Annotated in this window: 15 protein-coding genes; 5 read left to right on the forward strand and 10 right to left on the reverse strand. The window is 72.8% G+C overall.

Going from position 1 to position 17385, the window contains the following annotated elements:
* The first annotated feature begins 166 nt into the window (after positions 1 to 166).
* Positions 167 to 1543: an MFS transporter gene (locus KPL60_RS07790; protein ID WP_226365388.1), complete on the forward strand. Its 1377-nt coding sequence runs from the start codon at positions 167 to 169 to the stop codon at positions 1541 to 1543.
* Positions 1544 to 1577: 34 nt separating this feature from the next.
* Positions 1578 to 3104: a class I adenylate-forming enzyme family protein gene (locus tag KPL60_RS07795; protein ID WP_226356781.1), complete on the forward strand. Its 1527-nt coding sequence runs from the start codon at positions 1578 to 1580 to the stop codon at positions 3102 to 3104.
* A 45-nt stretch (positions 3105 to 3149) separates the two neighbouring features.
* Here KPL60_RS07795 and KPL60_RS07800 read toward each other — a convergent pair whose 3' ends face one another.
* The 3 genes from KPL60_RS07800 to KPL60_RS07810 form a co-directional block, all read right to left on the reverse strand.
* Positions 3150 to 3998: a glucose 1-dehydrogenase gene (locus tag KPL60_RS07800; protein ID WP_226365389.1), complete on the reverse strand. Its 849-nt coding sequence runs from the start codon at positions 3996 to 3998 to the stop codon at positions 3150 to 3152.
* Positions 3995 to 4837 carry an enoyl-CoA hydratase/isomerase family protein gene (locus KPL60_RS07805; protein ID WP_226365390.1) on the reverse strand — a complete coding sequence of 281 codons (843 nt, stop codon included), beginning with the start codon at positions 4835 to 4837 and terminating at the stop codon, positions 3995 to 3997. The genes KPL60_RS07800 and KPL60_RS07805 overlap by 4 nt, the downstream gene beginning before the upstream one ends.
* 89 nt (positions 4838 to 4926) lie before the next feature.
* Positions 4927 to 5688 (reverse strand): SDR family NAD(P)-dependent oxidoreductase, encoded by a 762-nt coding sequence (locus KPL60_RS07810; protein ID WP_226365391.1) that lies wholly within the window; start codon positions 5686 to 5688, stop codon positions 4927 to 4929.
* An 85-nt stretch (positions 5689 to 5773) separates the two neighbouring features.
* On the opposite strand from KPL60_RS07810, the gene KPL60_RS07815 reads away from it, so the two are divergent.
* Entirely contained in the window at positions 5774 to 6802 is a 1029-nt protein-coding gene (locus KPL60_RS07815; protein ID WP_226365392.1) for an LLM class F420-dependent oxidoreductase, read from the forward strand.
* Between the two features lie 39 nt (positions 6803 to 6841).
* Positions 6842 to 7447: a TetR/AcrR family transcriptional regulator gene (locus tag KPL60_RS07820; RefSeq protein WP_226356776.1), complete on the forward strand. Its 606-nt coding sequence runs from the start codon at positions 6842 to 6844 to the stop codon at positions 7445 to 7447.
* A gap of 21 nt (positions 7448 to 7468) precedes the next feature.
* Here the strand turns inward: KPL60_RS07820 and KPL60_RS07825 are convergent, their stop codons facing one another.
* Positions 7469 to 8611 carry an aromatic ring-hydroxylating dioxygenase subunit alpha gene (locus tag KPL60_RS07825; RefSeq protein WP_226365393.1) on the reverse strand — a complete coding sequence of 381 codons (1143 nt, stop codon included), beginning with the start codon at positions 8609 to 8611 and terminating at the stop codon, positions 7469 to 7471.
* Positions 8612 to 8718: 107 nt separating this feature from the next.
* Positions 8719 to 9882: a CaiB/BaiF CoA-transferase family protein gene (locus tag KPL60_RS07830; RefSeq protein ID WP_226365394.1), complete on the reverse strand. Its 1164-nt coding sequence runs from the start codon at positions 9880 to 9882 to the stop codon at positions 8719 to 8721.
* 92 nt (positions 9883 to 9974) lie between these two features.
* Between KPL60_RS07830 and KPL60_RS07835 the strand changes: the two genes are divergently transcribed.
* Positions 9975 to 10898 carry a TIGR03621 family F420-dependent LLM class oxidoreductase gene (locus KPL60_RS07835; RefSeq protein WP_226365395.1) on the forward strand — a complete coding sequence of 308 codons (924 nt, stop codon included), beginning with the start codon at positions 9975 to 9977 and terminating at the stop codon, positions 10896 to 10898.
* A gap of 61 nt (positions 10899 to 10959) precedes the next feature.
* On the opposite strand, the gene KPL60_RS07840 is transcribed toward KPL60_RS07835, so the two are convergent.
* The 5 genes from KPL60_RS07840 to KPL60_RS07860 form a co-directional block, all read right to left on the reverse strand.
* Entirely contained in the window at positions 10960 to 12648 is a 1689-nt protein-coding gene (locus KPL60_RS07840; RefSeq protein WP_226365396.1) for an FAD-dependent oxidoreductase, read from the reverse strand.
* 88 nt (positions 12649 to 12736) lie between these two features.
* A complete protein-coding gene (locus tag KPL60_RS07845) occupies positions 12737 to 14251 on the reverse strand; it encodes a class I adenylate-forming enzyme family protein (protein WP_226365397.1) in 1515 nt (504 codons plus the stop codon).
* 101 nt (positions 14252 to 14352) lie between these two features.
* Entirely contained in the window at positions 14353 to 15333 is a 981-nt protein-coding gene (locus tag KPL60_RS07850) for a nitronate monooxygenase family protein (protein WP_226365398.1), read from the reverse strand.
* Positions 15334 to 15364: 31 nt separating this feature from the next.
* A complete protein-coding gene (locus KPL60_RS07855) occupies positions 15365 to 16150 on the reverse strand; it encodes an enoyl-CoA hydratase/isomerase family protein (RefSeq protein ID WP_226356769.1) in 786 nt (261 codons plus the stop codon).
* A complete protein-coding gene (locus tag KPL60_RS07860) occupies positions 16147 to 17259 on the reverse strand; it encodes an NDMA-dependent alcohol dehydrogenase (protein WP_226356768.1) in 1113 nt (370 codons plus the stop codon). Before KPL60_RS07860 ends, KPL60_RS07855 begins: the two co-directional genes overlap by 4 nt.
* Positions 17260 to 17385: the final 126 nt, after the last annotated feature.

Here is a 17385-nt window from a genome sequence, read left to right on the forward strand (position 1 = left end):
CCGTCAAGGGCGATCCGGACCAACCTCGCACGCCCGACGAACCGTCGGCCGGGCAGCGTCATGAGACTGTAGACGTCTTTCGTCTCACGTGTCACTCTGGACAGGCGAGCGCCGGCCGGGTCGCACCGTTGCGGCCGCCGGAGCGCTCGTCGGAGCGGAGGATGCAATGCCGCAGCAGCCCGGACAGTCGATGCGTGAGGTCATCGACCGGAGTCCCGTTTCCTGGTTCCAGAAACGGACCGTCCTGTTGTGTTTCCTGCTCGGCCTGGCCGACGGGTTCGACGCACTCGCGATCGGCTACCTGCTGCCGGCCATGGCAGCGGAGTGGGCGGTGCCGGCGTCGACGTTCGGACCGGCGATCACGATCGGCCTCATCGGCATGGTCGTGGGCACCACCGTGATCGCACCGCTCGCCGACCGGATCGGCCGGCGCACCGTGCTCCTGGGCTCGACCCTTCTCTACGGCTCCGCGACCGCCGTCATCCCCCTGGTCTCCACGGTCGGCGAACTGGCCGCGGTACGGATCGTCGCGGGCATCGGGCTCGGCGCGGTGGTGCCGAACCTCGTGGCGCTGTCGGCCGAGTACATGCCGGCCAGGGCACGCGGGAAGGCGGTGCTCGTCGTCCTGTGCGGCATCACGATCGGCGGCTTCCTCTGCGGCATCGTGGCCGGTGCGGCGGTCCCGACACTGGGCTGGCGGTCGGTCTTCCTGATCGGTGCCGTCCTCCCCGTCGTACTCGTGCTGGTGTGCTGGCGACTGCTGCCCGACTCCCTGGGCATGCTCGTGCGGCGGGGCAGGCACGACCGCGCCCGTGCACTGCTCGACCGCATCTCCCCCGAGGCCGCCACGGTGCGGCTCGACGACCCCGCGGCCGGTCCGGCCCCCGCCCGCACCACCCGGATCCCGGTCCGCGCCCTGTTCACCGGGGGTCGCGCGCCGGCGACGACGCTGCTGTGGATCACCTGGTTCGCGACCTACGTGATCGTCTACTTCCTCTACAGCTGGCTGCCCACCCTGCTCGGCCAGGTGGGCGTCGACCCCGGCGTGGCCATCCTGGCCATGTCGCTGTGCCTGCTGGCCAACACCGTCGGCGGCCTGACCCAGGGCGTGATCATCGACCGCCGCCGCGACTACGCCTCGCTCACCGTCGGCCTGCCGGTCGCGGTCGTGGTCATCCTCGCCGTACCGGCGGTGTTCGACCAGCCGGTGCTGCTGACCGTCCTGATCTGCCTCATCGGCTTCTTCGCCGTGGGCGTCAACCAGGCCCTGTCGACCATCACCGCCGAGATCTACCCGCTCGACATCCGGGCGACCGGTGTCGGCTGGTCCTTCGGCGCCGGGCGGATCGGGTCGCTGATCGCCCCGCTCGCCGGCGGGGCGCTGATGGCCGCGGGCGTCGCCGGCGGCGTGATCTTCCAGCTGATCGCCGTCCCGGCGGCGATCGGGGCCGTCTCGCTCGCCCTGCTCGTCGTCCGCGTGCACCGCGCCCGCCGGGCGACGGCCCCCGCCGCGGCCGGGTCCACCGCCGCGACGTCCTCCTGACCCGTTCCCGACCGACCCACCACCGGAGCAGCCGATGAACGTTCCCGAACTCGTCCGATTCTGGGCGCGCACCCGTCCCGACCACGACGCGATCGCCTTCGAGGGCACCGCCGAGTCCTGGAGCGCGTTCGACGCCGCGACCGACGACCTCGCCCGCGGTCTCGCGGCCCGCGGGGTCGGGCACGGCGACCGCGTCGCCGTGCTGATGCACAACCGCCCGGAGCTGGCCCGCACCATGATCGCGGTCCTCAAGCTCGGCGCGGTCTGCGTGCCGCTGAACTTCCGGCTGCTGGCCGGGGAGATCGACGAGCTGCTGGCCGACGCCGACTGCGTGCTGGTCGTGACCGAGGACAGGCTGTTGCACCTGGTCGCCGGGAGCGCGGAGGCCGGGCGCCACCAGGTCGTGTCGCTCGGCTCGACCGACGTCCCGGGCTTCGACACCCTCCAGGGCACGCCCGGCCCGGCCCCCACCGCCGACATCGCCGACGACGACGGCGCCTTCATCTGCTACACCTCCGGCACCACGGGCGTGCAGAAGGGTGCGCTGCTGACCCACCGCAGTGTGCTCGCACCGGCGCAGTCGCAGATGATCGCGCACTCGTTGTCGTGGCGGGACCGCGTCCTGGTCCCCGCTCCCCTGGTCTACACCGGGTCGGTCGTCTCGGTGTTCGTCCAGCTCGTGATCTACCCGGGCGCGACCATGGTCCTGCTCGCCGACTTCGATCCGGAGCGCAGCATCGACATCATGGTGCGCGAACGGGTCACCGCGGCGACGTTCGTCCCGGTCATCTGGCAGCGGATGGCCGCACACCCCGGCTTCGCCGACGCCGACCTCGCCGCGTTCACCTACGCCGCCGCGGGTGGCGCCCCGGTCGCGACCGAGACCCTGCGCGTCTACCGGGAGCGGGGTGTGCCGCTCAACCAGGTGTACGGCCTGACCGAGGCCTCCGGGCTCGTCACCAGCCTGGCCTGGCACGACGCCCTGCAGCGCCCGGAGTCCTGCGGACGGGCCCTGGTCGGCACCTCGATCCGGGTCGACGCCGCCGTCGGCGACGTCGGCGAGGTGCTCGTGCGCGGTCCGCACGTGATGCGCGAGTACTGGCGCAGGCCGGAGGCCACGGCACAGACCGTCGTCGACGGATGGCTGCGCACCGGCGACCTGGGCCGGATGGACGACGAGGGCTTCCTGTACATCGTCGACCGCAGCAAGGACCTGGTGATCTCGGGCGGGATCAACGTCTACCCGGCCGAGATCGAGAAGGTGCTGGCGGCGGTACCGGGAGTGAGCGACCTCGCCGTGATCGGCGTGCCGGACGAGACCTGGGGCGAGGTGGCGATGGTCGTGTTCCACTCCGAGCGCGACCCGGACGCCGTGGTCGCCGAGCTCGCCGCCACGGCCCGCACGCGACTCGCCCGGTTCAAGCAGCCCCGGCATGCTCTCGCCTCGCCCGAGCCGCTGCCGCGGACCTTCTCCGGCAAGCTGACCAAGGCCGCGCTGCGGGAGCGGTTCACCGAGGTGCCGCCCGAGGCGGTGGCGCTGAAGGACGAGGCCAGAGCCTGACGGCAGGTGCGGTCCCGGACCGGACCCCGGTCCGGGACCGCACCGTCACCGGCCGCGCTCGCGGTCGCGTTGCCGCGCCCGCTCCGCCATCCGCACCGCGTCCGCGGGCCACTGCCGGCCGACCGAGGCGCCCCCGTCCACGACCAGCTCCTGCCCCGTGACGAAGCCCGAGGCGTCCGAGGCCAGGAACACCGCGGCGGCGGCGAGGTCGTCCGGCTCACCGGCCCGGGGCATCGGCTGCAACGAGCGCAGGTCGGCCCGGACCAGGTCCACCGAACGGTCCAGCGCGTCACCCGTCAGGCCGGCGCCGTGCCCCACGATCCGGGTGGCCACGCCGCCCGGCACGAGCGTGTTCACCCGGATCCGGTCCGCGGCGAGCTCCACCGCCGCACTCCGGACCAGCTGGACCACGGCCGCCTTCGCCGCACCGTAGGCGTGCGGCCCGTAGCCGGTGCGCAGTCCCGCGACGCTTCCGGTGGCGATGATGCTGCCACCTCCGGCCGCCCGCATCGGCGCGACCGCGTGCTTGATCCCGAACAGGACCGAGCGGCAGAGCAGCGCGAACGCGGCGTCCCACTCCGCGGCCGGCACGTCGTCGACGAAGCGCCACCGCCCGACCGCGCCGGCGTTGTTCACCATGCAGTCGAGCCGGCCGTGGCGCTCCACGGCCTCGGCGACGGCGCCCGCCACGTCGTCCTCGTCGGTCACGTCGACCCTCCGGAACCGCGCGGCGGTCCCCAGCTCCGCGGCCAGCGCCGTGCCCCGCTCCTCGTCGACGTCGCAGAGCAGTACCGAGGCCCCCTCGGCGACGAAACGCGTGGCGACGGCGGCGCCGATACCGCTGGCCGCGCCGGTCACCAGGGCGCCCCGGCCGGCCAGTGCGGGGCCGGTCATCGGTTCCGGAACACGGCCGGGCGCTTCTCCAGGAAGGCCGTCACCGCTTCGCGGTGGTCCCTGGTGAGCGCGGTCAGGATCTGCGAGCGGTTCTCGAGCTCGACCGCGGCCTGGAAGCTCCCGATCTCCTGGTTCGCCCACAGCACCTCCTTGCTCATCCACACACCGAACGGGCTGTGCCCGGCGATGAGGCGGGCCCGCTCCAGCGCGGCCTCCTGCAGGACCTCGTCGTCGACGACCGCGGAGACCAGGCCGATCCGTTCCGCCTCCTCGGCATCGACCCTGCGGCCGGTGAGGATGATGTCGGTCGCCCGCGCGAACCCGATCATGCGGGGCAGCAGCCAGCTCAGGCCGATGTCGGTCCCGCCGAGCCCGCGCCGGATGAACGAGGCCTCCAGGATCGCCGAACGGGCCATCAGCCGTATGTCGCAGAACACCGCGAGGGCCATGCCCCCGCCGACCGCCGCACCGTTGACCGCCCCGATGATCGGTGCCCGGACACGGCGGAACGCCTCGCCGAGGCTGGAGATGTGCTGCTGGACGCGCATCCCGGCCTGCGAGCGCCCCTCCTCCTCGGCCGGGCTCTGCAGCGGGACGCCGTACCCGCCCAGGTCGATGCCCGCACAGAACGCCCGCCCGACCCCGGTGAGCACGACCGCACGCACCTCGGAGTCCTCCTGGACCGCACGCAGCTGTTCGTGCAGGGCCTCGATCAGGTCGGTGTTCATGGCGTTGAGGGATCCGGGACGGTTCAGGGTGATCCGCAGGATGCCCGGTTCGGGGCGGTCGGTGAGGACGGCGGGGGCGGCCTCCCCCGGTGCGGTCCGGTCGGTGGTCATCGTGTCGGCTCCTCGGGTGTCATGCTCCGGCATGGGTGGAGGGCGCGCCGGCAGGTGCTCGCCGGGCGCGGGCGGTGGGACGGGGCGGCTCACCGGAGCTGCCCGGAGGGTCCGCCCAGCCAGACGCCGAGCTGCTCCCCCGAGACGTGTGCCGCGCGGTCGGACACGAGGTAGGACACCGCGTCGGCGATCGCGTCGGCCGGGACCTCCGGCCACTGCGCCCGCATGACCGCCATCGCCTCGTCGCCCTCACCGCGGGTCATGTCGGTGTCGACGAAACCGGGGATCACGGAGTTCACGGTGATCCCCCGGCGGGCCGTCTCCTTCGCCAGCACCTCGACCAGCGCGCCGACCCCGGCCTTGGCGGCGGCGTAGGCGCCGGTGCCGGGCAGCACCGTGCGGCCCGCGGCCGCACTGCCCACGAACACCACCCGCCCCCGCCCCGCGGCGTACATCGCGGGGAGCACGGCGTGCGTGCAGTAGAACGCCCCGCTGAGGTTCGCTCCGATCACCCGGTCCCAGTCCGCGGGGTCGAGTCTGCGGGCGGACGCGGTGATGTTGAGCCCGGCGTTGTTGACCAGCACCGACGGTGCGCCCCATGCCGCGGTCACCGCCTCGACCAGCCCGGTCACGGCATCGGGGTCGGAGATGTCGGCGCGCCAGCAGCAGGCCGTCCCCCCGGATCTCCCGATCTCCGCCACCAGCTCCTCCGCGGCGGCGGCGCTCGTGGCGTAGTTGACGGCGACGGCATGGCCGTCCGCGGCGAGCCGACGCGCGATGGCGGCGCCGATCCCGCGGGCTCCTCCGGTCAGCAACGCGACCCGCGTGGGCGTGTCAGGGGGCGACGGCACGTGGAGATCCTCTCGTCGGTTTCCTCCGCATCGTGACACGTGATACGAATGTCGTCTATTGTTTCAACAGCATCCGGAGGTCCCGTTGCGTCTCGGTCTGCACCTCGGCTACTGGGGAGCCGGTCCGCCCCGCGACGCGCAGGAGTCCCTGCGCCGGGCCGAGGACCTCGGCTTCGACTCGGCCTGGACCGCGGAGACCTACGGATCCGACTGCCTGACGCCGCTGGCGTGGTGGGGCGCGTCGACCGGGCGGATCACCCTGGGGACCAACGTGCTGCAGATGTCGGCACGCACGCCGACCGCCACCGCGATGGCGGCGATGACCCTCGACCATCTCTCCGGCGGCAGGTTCGTCCTCGGCCTGGGCGTGTCCGGCCCGCAGGTCGTCGAGGGCTGGTACGGGCAGCCGTACCCGCGTCCGCTCGCGCGGACGCGGGAGTACGTCGGGATCGTCCGCCGCGTGCTCGCCCGCGAGGAGCGCGTGACGAACCACGGCGAGCACTACCCCCTGCCCCACCCGGGCGGGACCGGGCTCGGGACGCCGCTGCGCTCCACCGTGCACCCGCTGCGCCCCGACCTGCCCATCCACCTCGCGGCCGAGGGACCGCGCAACGTCGCGCTGGCCGCCGAGATCGCCGACGGCTGGCTCCCGCTGTTCTTCTCCCCCCGGCTCGACGACTTCTACCGCGACGCGCTCGCCGAGGGATTCGCCCGGCCGGGGGCCCGGCGGACGCCCGCGGACTTCCGCGTGGCGGCGACCGTGCCGGTGGTCGTCGACGACGACGTGGAGCGGGCCGCCGACCGGATCCGGCCCATGCTCGCGCTGTACGTGGGCGGCATGGGCGCGCGCGACACGAACTTCCACCGCGACGTGTTCGCCCGGCTGGGCCACGAGGCCGCCTGCGAACGGATCCAGGACCTCTTCCTCCAGGGGCGGCGTGAGGAGGCGGCCGCCGCCGTCCCGACCGCGATGGTCGAGGACACCGCTCTGATCGGGCCGCCGGCCAAGGTGCGCGAGGAGCTGTGCCGGTGGGAGGAGACCGTCATCGACACCCTGATCGTCCGGGCCGGACCCCGCGGACTGGCCCGGATCGCCGAGGTGGTCGGCGGGTGAGCGTCGGGACCGCGGGCCGGTGCTCCGTATGCTGAGCCGGTGCCCGACCGCCCACCTCCGGTGACCGCCCGGCCCTCCGCGGCGGTCGAACGGATCCTCGACGCCGCCGACGCCTGCTTCGCCCACTACGGCATCGGCAAGACGACGATGGAGGACGTCGCGTCGGCGGCGGAGATCTCGCGCGCGACCCTCTACCGGACGTTCTCCGACCGGGAGAGCCTGCTGACCGCGCTCGTCCGGCGCCGCGCGGAGATGAACATCGCGCGCAGCCGGTCGCGGATCATGGCGATGGACACGCTCACCGAGCGCGTGGTCGAGGGGATCACCCTCAACGTCCGGGTGGGCCATCGGGACCCGCTCATGCACGCGCTGGTCTCACCCGAGCAGATGGCCCTGGCGAACACGCTGCTCAGCTCGACCGGACTGGCGACCGAGCTGACCCGCATGTTCTGGGAGCCGATCCTGACCGCCGCCCGGGAGGCCGGGGAGATCCGCGAGGACGTCGACCTCGTCGGGCTCTGCGAGTGGATCTCCCGGCTCGAGATCATGTTCATCATCCAGCTGAGGGACACACCGGACGACTTCGACCGGATCCGCAGGCTGGTGGCCGACTTCGTCGTGCCGGCGCTGGTGCCGGCCGGGTGATCCCGGCCGGCACCGGTGCGGTCACTCCCCCAGGTCGGCGGCGAGCTGACGGTGCAGGTGCTGGCAGGACTGCTCGTTGCGGCCGTAGAGGTAGGTGCCGTGCGGCCACGCCCCGGCGTTGCGCTGGATCGACAGCTCCATGGGCCAGTCCTCCTCGACCGCTGCCTGCTCCAGGATCTCCCAGCTGCGCAGCACCCGCTTCTCGATCTTCTCGGTCCGCTTCTCCGGGCGCACCAGGAACCGGATCTGCGTCGTCGACCGGTTCGGGTCGGCGTCCGGCCAGACCGTCCAGAACTCGACGTGGTCGGGCGTGGAGATCACCATCGAGTTCGGGTAGAGGAACAGGTTGGAGCCCATCAGCCGGAAGTCGGCGTCGACGTCCTCGCCGGCACGCGCGAGGTCGCCCATCCGGGTCCGGGGGCTGAAGGACTGCCCGTGCCGGCCGTACTGGCGCCAGACGCTGGTGTTGGTCTCGATCAGCTTGCCCACGCCGTTCGGGTGCAGGAACTTGGGGTGGAGCACGTCGATCGCGCCGTCGAGCACGAGCTTCCAGTTGATGTCCAGGGTGAACGACCTGTCGAGGAAGATCTCCGCGCCGCCCAGGCCGAACGGCTCGAGCTGGGCGTCGACCTCGGGTCCCACCCACTCGTCGAGGTTCCAGTCCTGGTCGCCGGACAGCACGGCGAACAGGAACCCGTGCCGCTCCTCGGTGCGGACCCGGTGCAGGGAGTGCCGGTCCTTGTCGACGTGGGTGTAGAAGTCGTCGTAGGGGACGCCGCGCAACCCGCCGTCCTCGCGGGAGTAGCTCCAGCCGTGGTAGTGGCAGGTGAAGATGCGCTTCGACCCGCACGGCTGGTCCTCCACCCGGCCGCCGCGGTGCCGGCAGATGTTCAGGTAGGACGCGACCGAGCCGTCGGACCGGCGGACGGTGATGAGCGGGATGCCGAGCACCTCACGGGTCATGAAGCTGCCCGGGGCCGCGATCTCCGAGCCGTGTCCGATGATCACCGGGAGCCGCTGGAGCAGCGCCCGCTCCCGAGCCGCCCGGTCCTCGCTGACGAAGTGCGAGATCGGGACCCGCAGGTCGGTCGGGGACATCTCCGTGGTCCCGGAACGGAGGTGCTCGGCCAGGGTGTGGGCGACGTCGTTGTTCAACAGGGTCATGGTTCGGTCCCCCGGAGTGGTGGTGGCCGGCGTCACCCGGGTCGGGCGGCGCCTGGTACGGGGCGCGCGGGGCATGCGCGCAGGATCGTGCGGAGCGGAGCGGTCGCTCACCGCAGCTCCGACAGCACCTCCTCGGTGTGGGCACCCAGGTCCGGTGCCCGTCCCGGCGCGAACTCCTGGCCGACGACCCGGACGGGGCTGGCGGCGAAGCGGTGCCCGTCCTGCTCGTAGGTGGTGGCGCGGGCGGTGAAGTGCGGGTCCTCGAGGAGCTCGGCCACGGTGTTGACCGGGCCCCCCGCGATGTCGTGCGCGAGGAACAGCTCGGTCCACTCGGCCCGGGTACGGGTCCGGAACAGCGCATCGAGCTCACGCCACACGTGCCGGGCACGGTCCTCCGAGCCCTCGTCCACCGACGTGAGGTCGACCTCCAGCAGGTCGGGCCGCCCGACCGCGCCGCAGAACGCCTGCCAGAACTTCGGCGTGTGCGAGCCGAAGACGATCGCGCCGCCGTCCGCGGTGGCGTACGCGTCGAGCAGCGGCCAGTCCGGCAGCCGCCCGTCGGGGGTCCAGCCGGGCCGTGCATGGGTGCGGTCGGCGTTCAGCGCGGCGTCGATCCTGTCGGGCATCCAGGCGATCGCGACGTCGGCGCTGCTGACCTGCACGCGGGTGCCGTCCCCGGTCGACCGGGCGCGCAGGACCGCGGCCAGCACCGCCATCGCGCCGTAGGCACCGACGGCGTACATCGCCTGCGGGGTCTCGCCCGACCCGCCCATCACCCCGGGCGGCGAGGGCCGCCGGGTGTCGACCGTGCGCAGCCCGGCGTAGGCGTCGAACCACATCCCTCCGGTCGCGAGGTCACGGTACGGACCGTCGGCCCCGGTGCCCGAGACCTCGCACAGCACCGTCGACGGACGCTGCGCACGCAGTCGCTCCCAGCCGAGCCCGAGACGGTCGAGGTATCCGTGCCGGGTGCCCTCGACCACCGCGTCGGCGGTGGCGGCGAGCCGCAGGAAGGTGGCGGCACCCTCCTCGGTGCGCAGGTCGAGCTCGACGCTGCGCTTCCCCCGGTTCCACCGCAGATGCATGAATCCGGTGCCGTCCGGGCCGCCGACGGCACGCGCCCCGGCGTGGCGGACCCCCTCACCGCGGCCCGGCGTCTCGATCTTGATGACGTCCGCACCGAGGTCGGCGAGGTGGCCGCCGACCGAGGACGGGGCCAGCTGCGCGACCTCGACGATCCGCACGCCCTCCAGCAACGAGTACCCGCTCATCGTTCTCCCCTCACCGTTCGACGGTGACACATGAGACAAGATTCGTCAAACATCTCAGGCCGCGGGAAACCTTATGGCCGTAGGATGAGAGCGTGTCGATCTTCCGCTTCGGCGTCCTCAGCACCGGTGCCACCAGCAGCCCCGGGGGCTGGACGACGCTGGCCCGACGGGTCGAGGACGCGGGCTTCTCCGTGCTGCAGGTGCCGCAGCACTTCAGCGTCCCCTCCGTCCCGCCGCTGCCCTCCCTCGCGATGGCGGCGGCCGCCACGACGCACCTCACCGTGGGCACCCTGGTGCTGGACAACGAGACCGGTCACCCGGCCGTCGTCGCGCGGGACGCGGCGTGGCTCGCCGCCGAGACCGGCGGCCGCTTCGAGCTGGGCATCGGCGCGGGCTGGATGGCCGCCGACCACACGATGCTCGGCCACCCCTTCCGGGAGCCGGCCGAGCGGGTGGACCGCCTCGGCGAGGCCCTGGAGCTGATCCGCGGGTGCTGGGCGGGCCGGACGTCGTTCACCGGGACGCACTACTCACTGGACGCGATGCCCGAGGGCTGCGCCACCGCGCACCCACCGGCGCTGCTCGTGGGCGGCGGCGGGCGACGGGTGCTGGATCTCGCGGCCCGGCACGCCGACATCGTGGGCATCGCGCCGGACATGCGCTCCGGGCGGATCGGCCGGGCCGCGGCACGGACGACGGGTCGCGGTCCGGTGGCGGCGAAGGCGGCCCGGATCCGCGAGGCCGCAGCCCGCCGCGGGGCCACGGTCGAGCTGCACATGTCGATCACCGCTGTCGTCGACCGGGCGGACACGGCCCGCATCGACAAGCTGGCCGACACCTTCGACGTGCCGCCCGCCGAGGTGCCCCGGCTCCCCGGTGTGCTCGTGGGCGACACCGCCGCGATCTGCGACGAGCTGCGCCGACGCCGCGCGGAGACCGGGGTGGGCTACCTGACGGTCAACGAGGTGCTGCTCGACCGGATGGCACCGGTCGTCGCGGAGCTGGCCGGGACCTGACCGCACGCACCGGCCCGGCCCCGCCGGAGCGCGGCCGGGGCCGGTGCGACGTGCGCCGGGCTCAGCGGCTCGACGCGGCCTCGACCACGTCGAGCATGTCCCGCAGGTCGACGAGCTTCACCCGTGGCCTGCCCGCGCTGCGGCCGGCCCGTCGTTCGTGCGCGTCGATCGCCTTCCAGGCCGCGAGACCGAGTGCCTCGGGGCGCCGCCGCGCGACGAGCTCGGCGAACTCCGGCCCACCGGCGGCGGGCGGGTCGAGACGCCCGGCGGAGTAGTCCTCCAGCAGAGCGCGCACGGTGTCCTCGGAGCACCAGCGGTTGGTGCCGATCACCCCGCTCGGTCCCCGCTTGATCCACCCCGCGGTGTAGGTGCCCGGCACCGGCTCGCCGGTCCCGGGATCGACCACCCGGCCACCGTCGTTCGGCAGCACGCCGCGTCGCTCGTCGAAGGGCAGACCGGGCACCGGGGCGCCGCGGTACCCGACCGAGGTCAGGACCAGGCCGCACCCGATGTCGGAGGTCTCCCCGGTCGGCCGGGCCACGATCCGGCCCCCGTCGACCTCGGTCGCGGTGCGCGCGACGCGCAGGCCCTCGACCCGGTCCCGGCCGACCACCTCCTCCGGCGAGGCGAGGAACCGCAGGACGATGCGCCGGTCGTGGCCCGCGGGCTCGCGCTCGGCCAGCTCCCGCAGTGCCTCGAGCTTGAGCATGACCACGGGGTCCGGTTCGCGTGCGAGCTGCGCCGCGGACGCCTCGTCCAGCCGGACCTCGTCCGGGTCGACGATCACGTCGACGCCCTCGACATCGCCGAGCGCCATCAGCTCCGGCGTGGTGAACGACGCCTGCGCGGGCCCTCTGCGGCCGAGCACCACGACCTCGCGCACCGCACTCCGGGAGAGCGCGTCGAGCGCGGCCGAGGAGATGTCGGTGGCCGCCAGGTGGTCCGTCCCGGCGACCAGGATGCGGGCGACGTCGAGGGCGACGTTGCCGTTGCCGACCACCACCGCGCGGTGCCCGGACAGGTCGAACGCGTGCCGCGCGGCATCGGGGTGGCCGTTGTACCAGGCCACGAAGTCCGTCGCCGACGCGCAGCCGCCGAGGTCCTCGCCGGGGATGCCGAGCGAGCGGCCCCCCGGGGCCCCCACGGCGTAGAGCACCGCGTGGTGGTGGTCGAGCAGGTCCGCGTGCGCGACGTGGGTGCCCACCTCCACGTTGAGGTGCAGGGTCACCGTGCGCCGCCCCCAGGTGCGTGCCAGTGCCGTGCCCGCCCCCTTCGTGTCCTGGTGGTCGGGCGCCACACCGTGCCGGATCAGCCCGCCGGGGACCGGCAGTCTGTCGATCATCGTGACCTCGACGTCGAGACCACGACGGCGCACCAGGCTCTCGGCGGCGTAGGAGGCCGCGGGGCCGGTCCCGACCACGGCCACGCGCAGTGGTCCGGACCCCTCCGGCGGGGTGATCTCGGGGTCGACCCGCTCGAACCGCTCCCCCGGCTCGTGGCCGTCGAACCACGCCGCGTTGATCCGCAGGTAGCGCAGGTCGACCGGTTCCAGATCGTCGTCGGGGACGATCGCCGACACCGGGCACACGTCGATGCAGGCCGCGCAGTCGATACACGTGTCCGGGTCGATGTAGAGCATCTCCGCGGTCGTGTAGCCCGGCTCGTCGGGGGTCGGATGGATGCAGTCGACCGGGCAGACCTCGACGCACGACGCGTCGTTGCAGCACGACCGGGTGATCACATGGGTCATCGGGGGTCCTCGTGGCCGGGCCGGGCACGGAGCCCCGGTGGCGGCCGGTGACGGCCCGCCACCGGCGGCCCGGTGCGTCGCGCTGGGGTCAGCGCACCTTCTCGTGGGTGGAATGGATGTCCGCGTACTCGGTGCGGACGGTCGGCTTGGCGATCTTGCCGCTCGGCAGCCGCGGCAGGGGCTCGTCCCGGACCACGACGTAGCGCGGCACCTTGTAGTCGGCCATCTTCCGGTTGCACTCCGCGATGATCGTGGCCTCGTCGAGTCCCTCGCCCCAGACGATCGCGGCCGGTGTCTCGCCGAACCGCTCGTCCTTCGCCGCGATCACCGAGACCTCCTTCACCCCGGGGATCGCGGCGATCACCGCCTCCAGCTCGAACGGCGAGACGTTGATGCCGCCGGTGATGATCAGGTCCTTGAGCCGGTCGACGAAGGTCAGCCGGCCCTGCTCGTCGCGCTGTCCCAGGTCGCCGCCGTGCAGCCACCCGTCCCGGAGCGCCCGGGCGGTGTTGTCCGGGTCGTTCCAGTACCCGGGGGTGACGCCCGGGCCCCGCATCAGGATCTCGCCGTTCTCACCCGGCTCGCACTCGGTGCCGTCCGGCCGCACGACCTTGATGTCGGTGAAGATGCTGCCGCTGCCGCACTTGTCGGGGTGGTCACCCGCCTCCTCCGGCCAGGTGGCGGTCGCCACGCCACCGACCTCGGTCATGCCGTAGATCTGGCGCAGCACCACGTCCTTGGCCGAGTAGGCCTCCAGGAGCGGGACGGGGACGGCCGCACCACCCACGATGGCGCAGTCGAGGCTGCTCAGGTCGGCCCCGGCGAACTCCGGTGCCGACGCGAGCGCCTGGAAGATCAGCGGCACACCGAACATCACGGTGATGCGGTGCTTCTCGATCAGCTGCACCGCCCGCGACGGGTTCATCTCGCGCTCGGCGACGAGCGTCCCGCCGAGCACACCCGTCATCACCAGGCCGTAGACCAGGCCCGGGGTGAAGGCCAGCGGCAGCAGGAGCAGCGTGCGGGCTCCGGGCCGCATCCCGGGATCGGTCAGCGTGTTCTCGAAGACGATGTCGAGCAGCGTCCGGTTCGTGCAGATGACGCCCTTGGACAGCCCGGTCGATCCGCTGGTGAACAGGATCGCCACGGTGTCCGAGGGCCCGCGGTCGATGCGGAAGTCCTCCCGCTCCCCCGCGCGCAGGCCCCTGATCTCCTCGAAGCCGAACCGGGTGTGCCGGTGCCCGAGCTCGCCGACCTGCCGGAGGGTCTCCTCGTGCGGCTCGGCCGCCAGGACCACCTCGGCCCCGGAGTCGCCCAGCACCTTCTGCAGCTCGCCCGCGACCAGGCGCGAGTTCAGGGGCACGAGCACGGCGCCCGCCTTGATGACGCCCCACGCCGCGGCGACCCACTCGACGCTGTTGACACCCATCAGGCCGACCCTGTCGCCCGGTTCCACGCCCCGGTCGACGAGCGTGCGGGCGATCCGGCCGGACCAGTCCTGCAGCTCGCGGTAGGTCGCGGCGTCGTCCGCCACGACGACGGCGTGCTGGTCCGGCTTGCGACGGGCCCACCAGTGCAGGGCAGATGCGATCGACGTCGCCATGACTCTCCTTCTCGCGCCACGATGCGCGGCCGGTTCCCACCGGGCCGGCTGTCCGTTCCCACTGCTCCACCCGGCCGCCACCGCGGCCGGGTCCTCCTGTGTCAGGCGGACGCGACGACGCGCCCGGCGAGACGGCCGAGCACGTCCTCCGCCTCGGCCACGATGCGGTGCAACAGCTCCGCCACCGTCGGGATGTCGTCGATCAGTCCCTGGCACTGGCCGACGGTCCAGATGCCGGCGTCCAGGTCCCCGGTCTCGAACACCGACCGGCCGCGGACACCGGCCACCAGCTCCCGGACGTCGGCGAACCCGCCACCGTCGTCGAGGATCCGCACGACGTCGGCGCTGACCGTGTTGCTCGCGACCCGCGCGGTGTTGCGCAGCGGCCGGAAGATCAGCTCGGTGGCGCGCTCGTCGGCGTCGACGATGGCCTGCTTGACGCGGTCGTGGATCGGCGCCTCGACCGTGCACATGAACCGGGTGCCCATGTTGATGCCGTCGGCGCCCAGGGCCAGGGCGGCGGCGAGGCCGCGGCCGTCGGCGAAGCCGCCGGAGGCCACCACCGGGATCGACAGGCGGGCCGTCGCCGCCGGGATCAGCACGAGCCCGGCGACGTCGTCCTCGCCGGGATGACCGGCGCACTCGAAGCCGTCGATGCTGACGCCGTCCACCCCGACCCGCTCCGCCTTCAGCGCGTGCCGGACGCTGGTGCACTTGTGCAGCACCTTCACGCCGTGCTCGTGGAACAGCGGCAGGTGCGGCTCCGGATTCGAGCCCGCCGTCTCCACGACCGGGATGCCCGCCTCGACGATGATCCGCCGGTACTCGTCGTAGGGCGGCGGCTCGATCGAGGGGAGGATCGTCAGGTTCACACCGAACGGCTTGTCGGTCAGCTCACGGCACCGGGCGATCTCCCGGGCCAGATCCTCCGGCGTCGGCTGGGTGAGCGCGGTGAGGAAGCCCAGCCCGCCCGCCTCGGCCACTGCCGCGACGAGCTCGGCCCGCCCCACCCACTGCATCCCGCCCTGCACCACCGGGTGCTCGACCCCGAACACCTCGGTGAACCTCGTGCGCAGCGGCATGTCTCTCCTCTCGTGTCTGTGGCCGAACGGGTCAGAGCCGCTCGGTGAACCGGGCGTCGCGCTTCTCGCGGAACGCTCCGAACGCCTCCTCGACGTCCTCGCCGCGCAGCGTGATCGCCTGGGCGGCGGCCTCCGCGTCGAGTGCCTCGGGGAGGCTGCGCCCGGCTCCGTCGGCGAGCAGGCGTTTCGTCAGTGCCATCGCCACCGCCGGGCCGGCGGCGAGCCTCGCGGTGAGCTCGTCGACGGTCGCGTCGAGCTCGTCCACCGGGACCGACCGGTTGACCAGCCCGATCTCGACGGCCCGGCTCGCGGGCAGGACCTCACCGAGCAGGCAGAGCTCCTTGGCCCGGTGCATGCCGATCAGCCGGGGAAGCACCCACGACCCACCGAAGTCCACGGCCAGGCCGCGCCGGACGAACACCTCGGAGAAGCGGGCACGGTCGGAGGCGACGACCAGGTCGCAGCCCAGCGCGAGGTTCAGCCCCGCCCCGACGGCGACGCCGTCGACGCGGGCGACGGTGGGCGTCGCCATCCGGTGCAGGGCGAGCGCGGCCCGGTTGGTCCGGTTCATCGAGCCCAGCGGGTGCCTGTCCCCGTCCACGGCCGACAGGTCGGCCCCGGAGCAGAAGTCCTCCCCGCGCCCGGTCACGACGACGACCCGGACCTCCGGGTCGTCGTCGAGCTCGGGGAACACGCGGGACAGCTCGGCCAGCATTGCGCCGGTCAGTGCGTTGCGCCGGCCGGGGTTCGACAGCTCCACCGTCGCGACCGGGCCGTCGCGCCGGACGGTCACCTCCGGCTCCGCCACGGCGGTCACGCGAAGTCGACCACTCCGCGGAGGTTCACGCCGGCGTGCATGTCCGCATACCCCTGGTTGATCTCCTCCAGCTTGTACCTGCGGGTCACCAGCTCGTCGAGCCGCAGGTAGCCCTGCCGGTACATCTCCAGGAAGTAGGGCACGTCCCGGGTCGGCGAGGACATCCCGAACAGCGCGCCCTGGATCCGCTTCTGGTACATGGCGAGCTCCATGAGGTTCACCGGAATACCGGTCGCGGCGAAGTTCGCCACCGCCGTCAGGACGACGATGCCGTCCTTCCGGATCGAGGCGAACGCCTCGGCCACGTGGTCACCGGTGGCGACACCGACGCAGACGATCGCCGAGTCGGCCCCCTGGCCGTTGGTCAGCTCGCGAGCGAGCTCGGTCGCCTCCGCCATGGTGGCCACGGCGTCGGTGGCGCCGAGCTTCAGTGCGCTCTGCTGCTTGAAGGCCACCGGGTCCACCGCGATGACGCGGAGCGCGCCGGCGTGCTTCGCACCCTGCACGGCGTTGATCCCGATACCGCCGACGCCCATGACGATCACGACGTGACCCGGCCGCACCTGACCGGCGTTGACCGCCGACCCCCACCCGGTGGGGACACCGCAGCCGACGAGCGCCGCGGACTCGAGGGGGATGCTCTTGTCGATCTTGATGGCGCCCCACTCGGGCAGGACGCTGTACTCGGAGAAGGTCGAGACCAACGAGCACTGGGCGACATCGGTGTCGCCGTGGTGGAGCCGGAACGTCCCGTCGAGCTGGGTGCCGGTCATCATGAAGGCGCCGTTGTCGCAGAGGTTCTGCTTGCCCTCGGCGCACCAGCGGCACCGGCCGCATCCCGGGATGAAGCTGGCCACGATGTGGTCGCCGACCTCGAGACCGCGGACCCCGGGCCCGACCTTCTCCACGACACCGGCGCCCTCGTGCCCACCGCAGTACGGGTAGTGCGCGGACGGTACGTCGCCCTTGGTCAGGTGATCGTCGGAGTGGCAGAGACCGGACGACACGTATCGGACCAGGATCTCGTGGTCCTTGGGCTCGTCGACGTCGATCTCGACGACGTCCCACTCGCCCGGGGCCTCCCACAGGACAGCTGCCCTCGACTTCATCGTCTTGTTCCTCTCGGGGAAGGGGAGTGATGGCTCGGTCGTACGACCGTCGGGTCGTGCCCGTCGACGGGGAACGACGGTCGACCCGAAGCGCTCGTCAGCCTAATGTTCGTAGATATACGCGTC

The organism is Pseudonocardia sp. ICBG162 (genome assembly GCF_020496225.1).
In the GTDB taxonomy this organism is placed as follows: domain Bacteria; phylum Actinomycetota; class Actinomycetes; order Mycobacteriales; family Pseudonocardiaceae; genus Pseudonocardia; species Pseudonocardia alni.

What these genes read in the sequence shown, in the direction of transcription:
- KPL60_RS07790 (WP_226365388.1), top strand. Translation starts at nt 167, where the DNA reads ATGCCGCAGCAGCCCGGACAGTCGATGCGTGAGGTCATCGACCGGAGT.
- KPL60_RS07795 (WP_226356781.1), top strand. Translation starts at nt 1,578, where the DNA reads ATGAACGTTCCCGAACTCGTCCGATTCTGGGCGCGCACCCGTCCCGAC.
- KPL60_RS07800 (WP_226365389.1), bottom strand. Translation starts at nt 3,998, where the DNA reads ATGACCGGCCCCGCACTGGCCGGCCGGGGCGCCCTGGTGACCGGCGCG.
- KPL60_RS07805 (WP_226365390.1), bottom strand. Translation starts at nt 4,837, where the DNA reads ATGACCACCGACCGGACCGCACCGGGGGAGGCCGCCCCCGCCGTCCTC.
- KPL60_RS07825 (WP_226365393.1), bottom strand. Translation starts at nt 8,611, where the DNA reads ATGACCCTGTTGAACAACGACGTCGCCCACACCCTGGCCGAGCACCTC.
- KPL60_RS07830 (WP_226365394.1), bottom strand. Translation starts at nt 9,882, where the DNA reads ATGAGCGGGTACTCGTTGCTGGAGGGCGTGCGGATCGTCGAGGTCGCG.
- KPL60_RS07840 (WP_226365396.1), bottom strand. Translation starts at nt 12,648, where the DNA reads ATGACCCATGTGATCACCCGGTCGTGCTGCAACGACGCGTCGTGCGTC.
- KPL60_RS07845 (WP_226365397.1), bottom strand. Translation starts at nt 14,251, where the DNA reads ATGGCGACGTCGATCGCATCTGCCCTGCACTGGTGGGCCCGTCGCAAG.
- KPL60_RS07850 (WP_226365398.1), bottom strand. Translation starts at nt 15,333, where the DNA reads ATGCCGCTGCGCACGAGGTTCACCGAGGTGTTCGGGGTCGAGCACCCG.
- KPL60_RS07860 (WP_226356768.1), bottom strand. Translation starts at nt 17,259, where the DNA reads ATGAAGTCGAGGGCAGCTGTCCTGTGGGAGGCCCCGGGCGAGTGGGAC.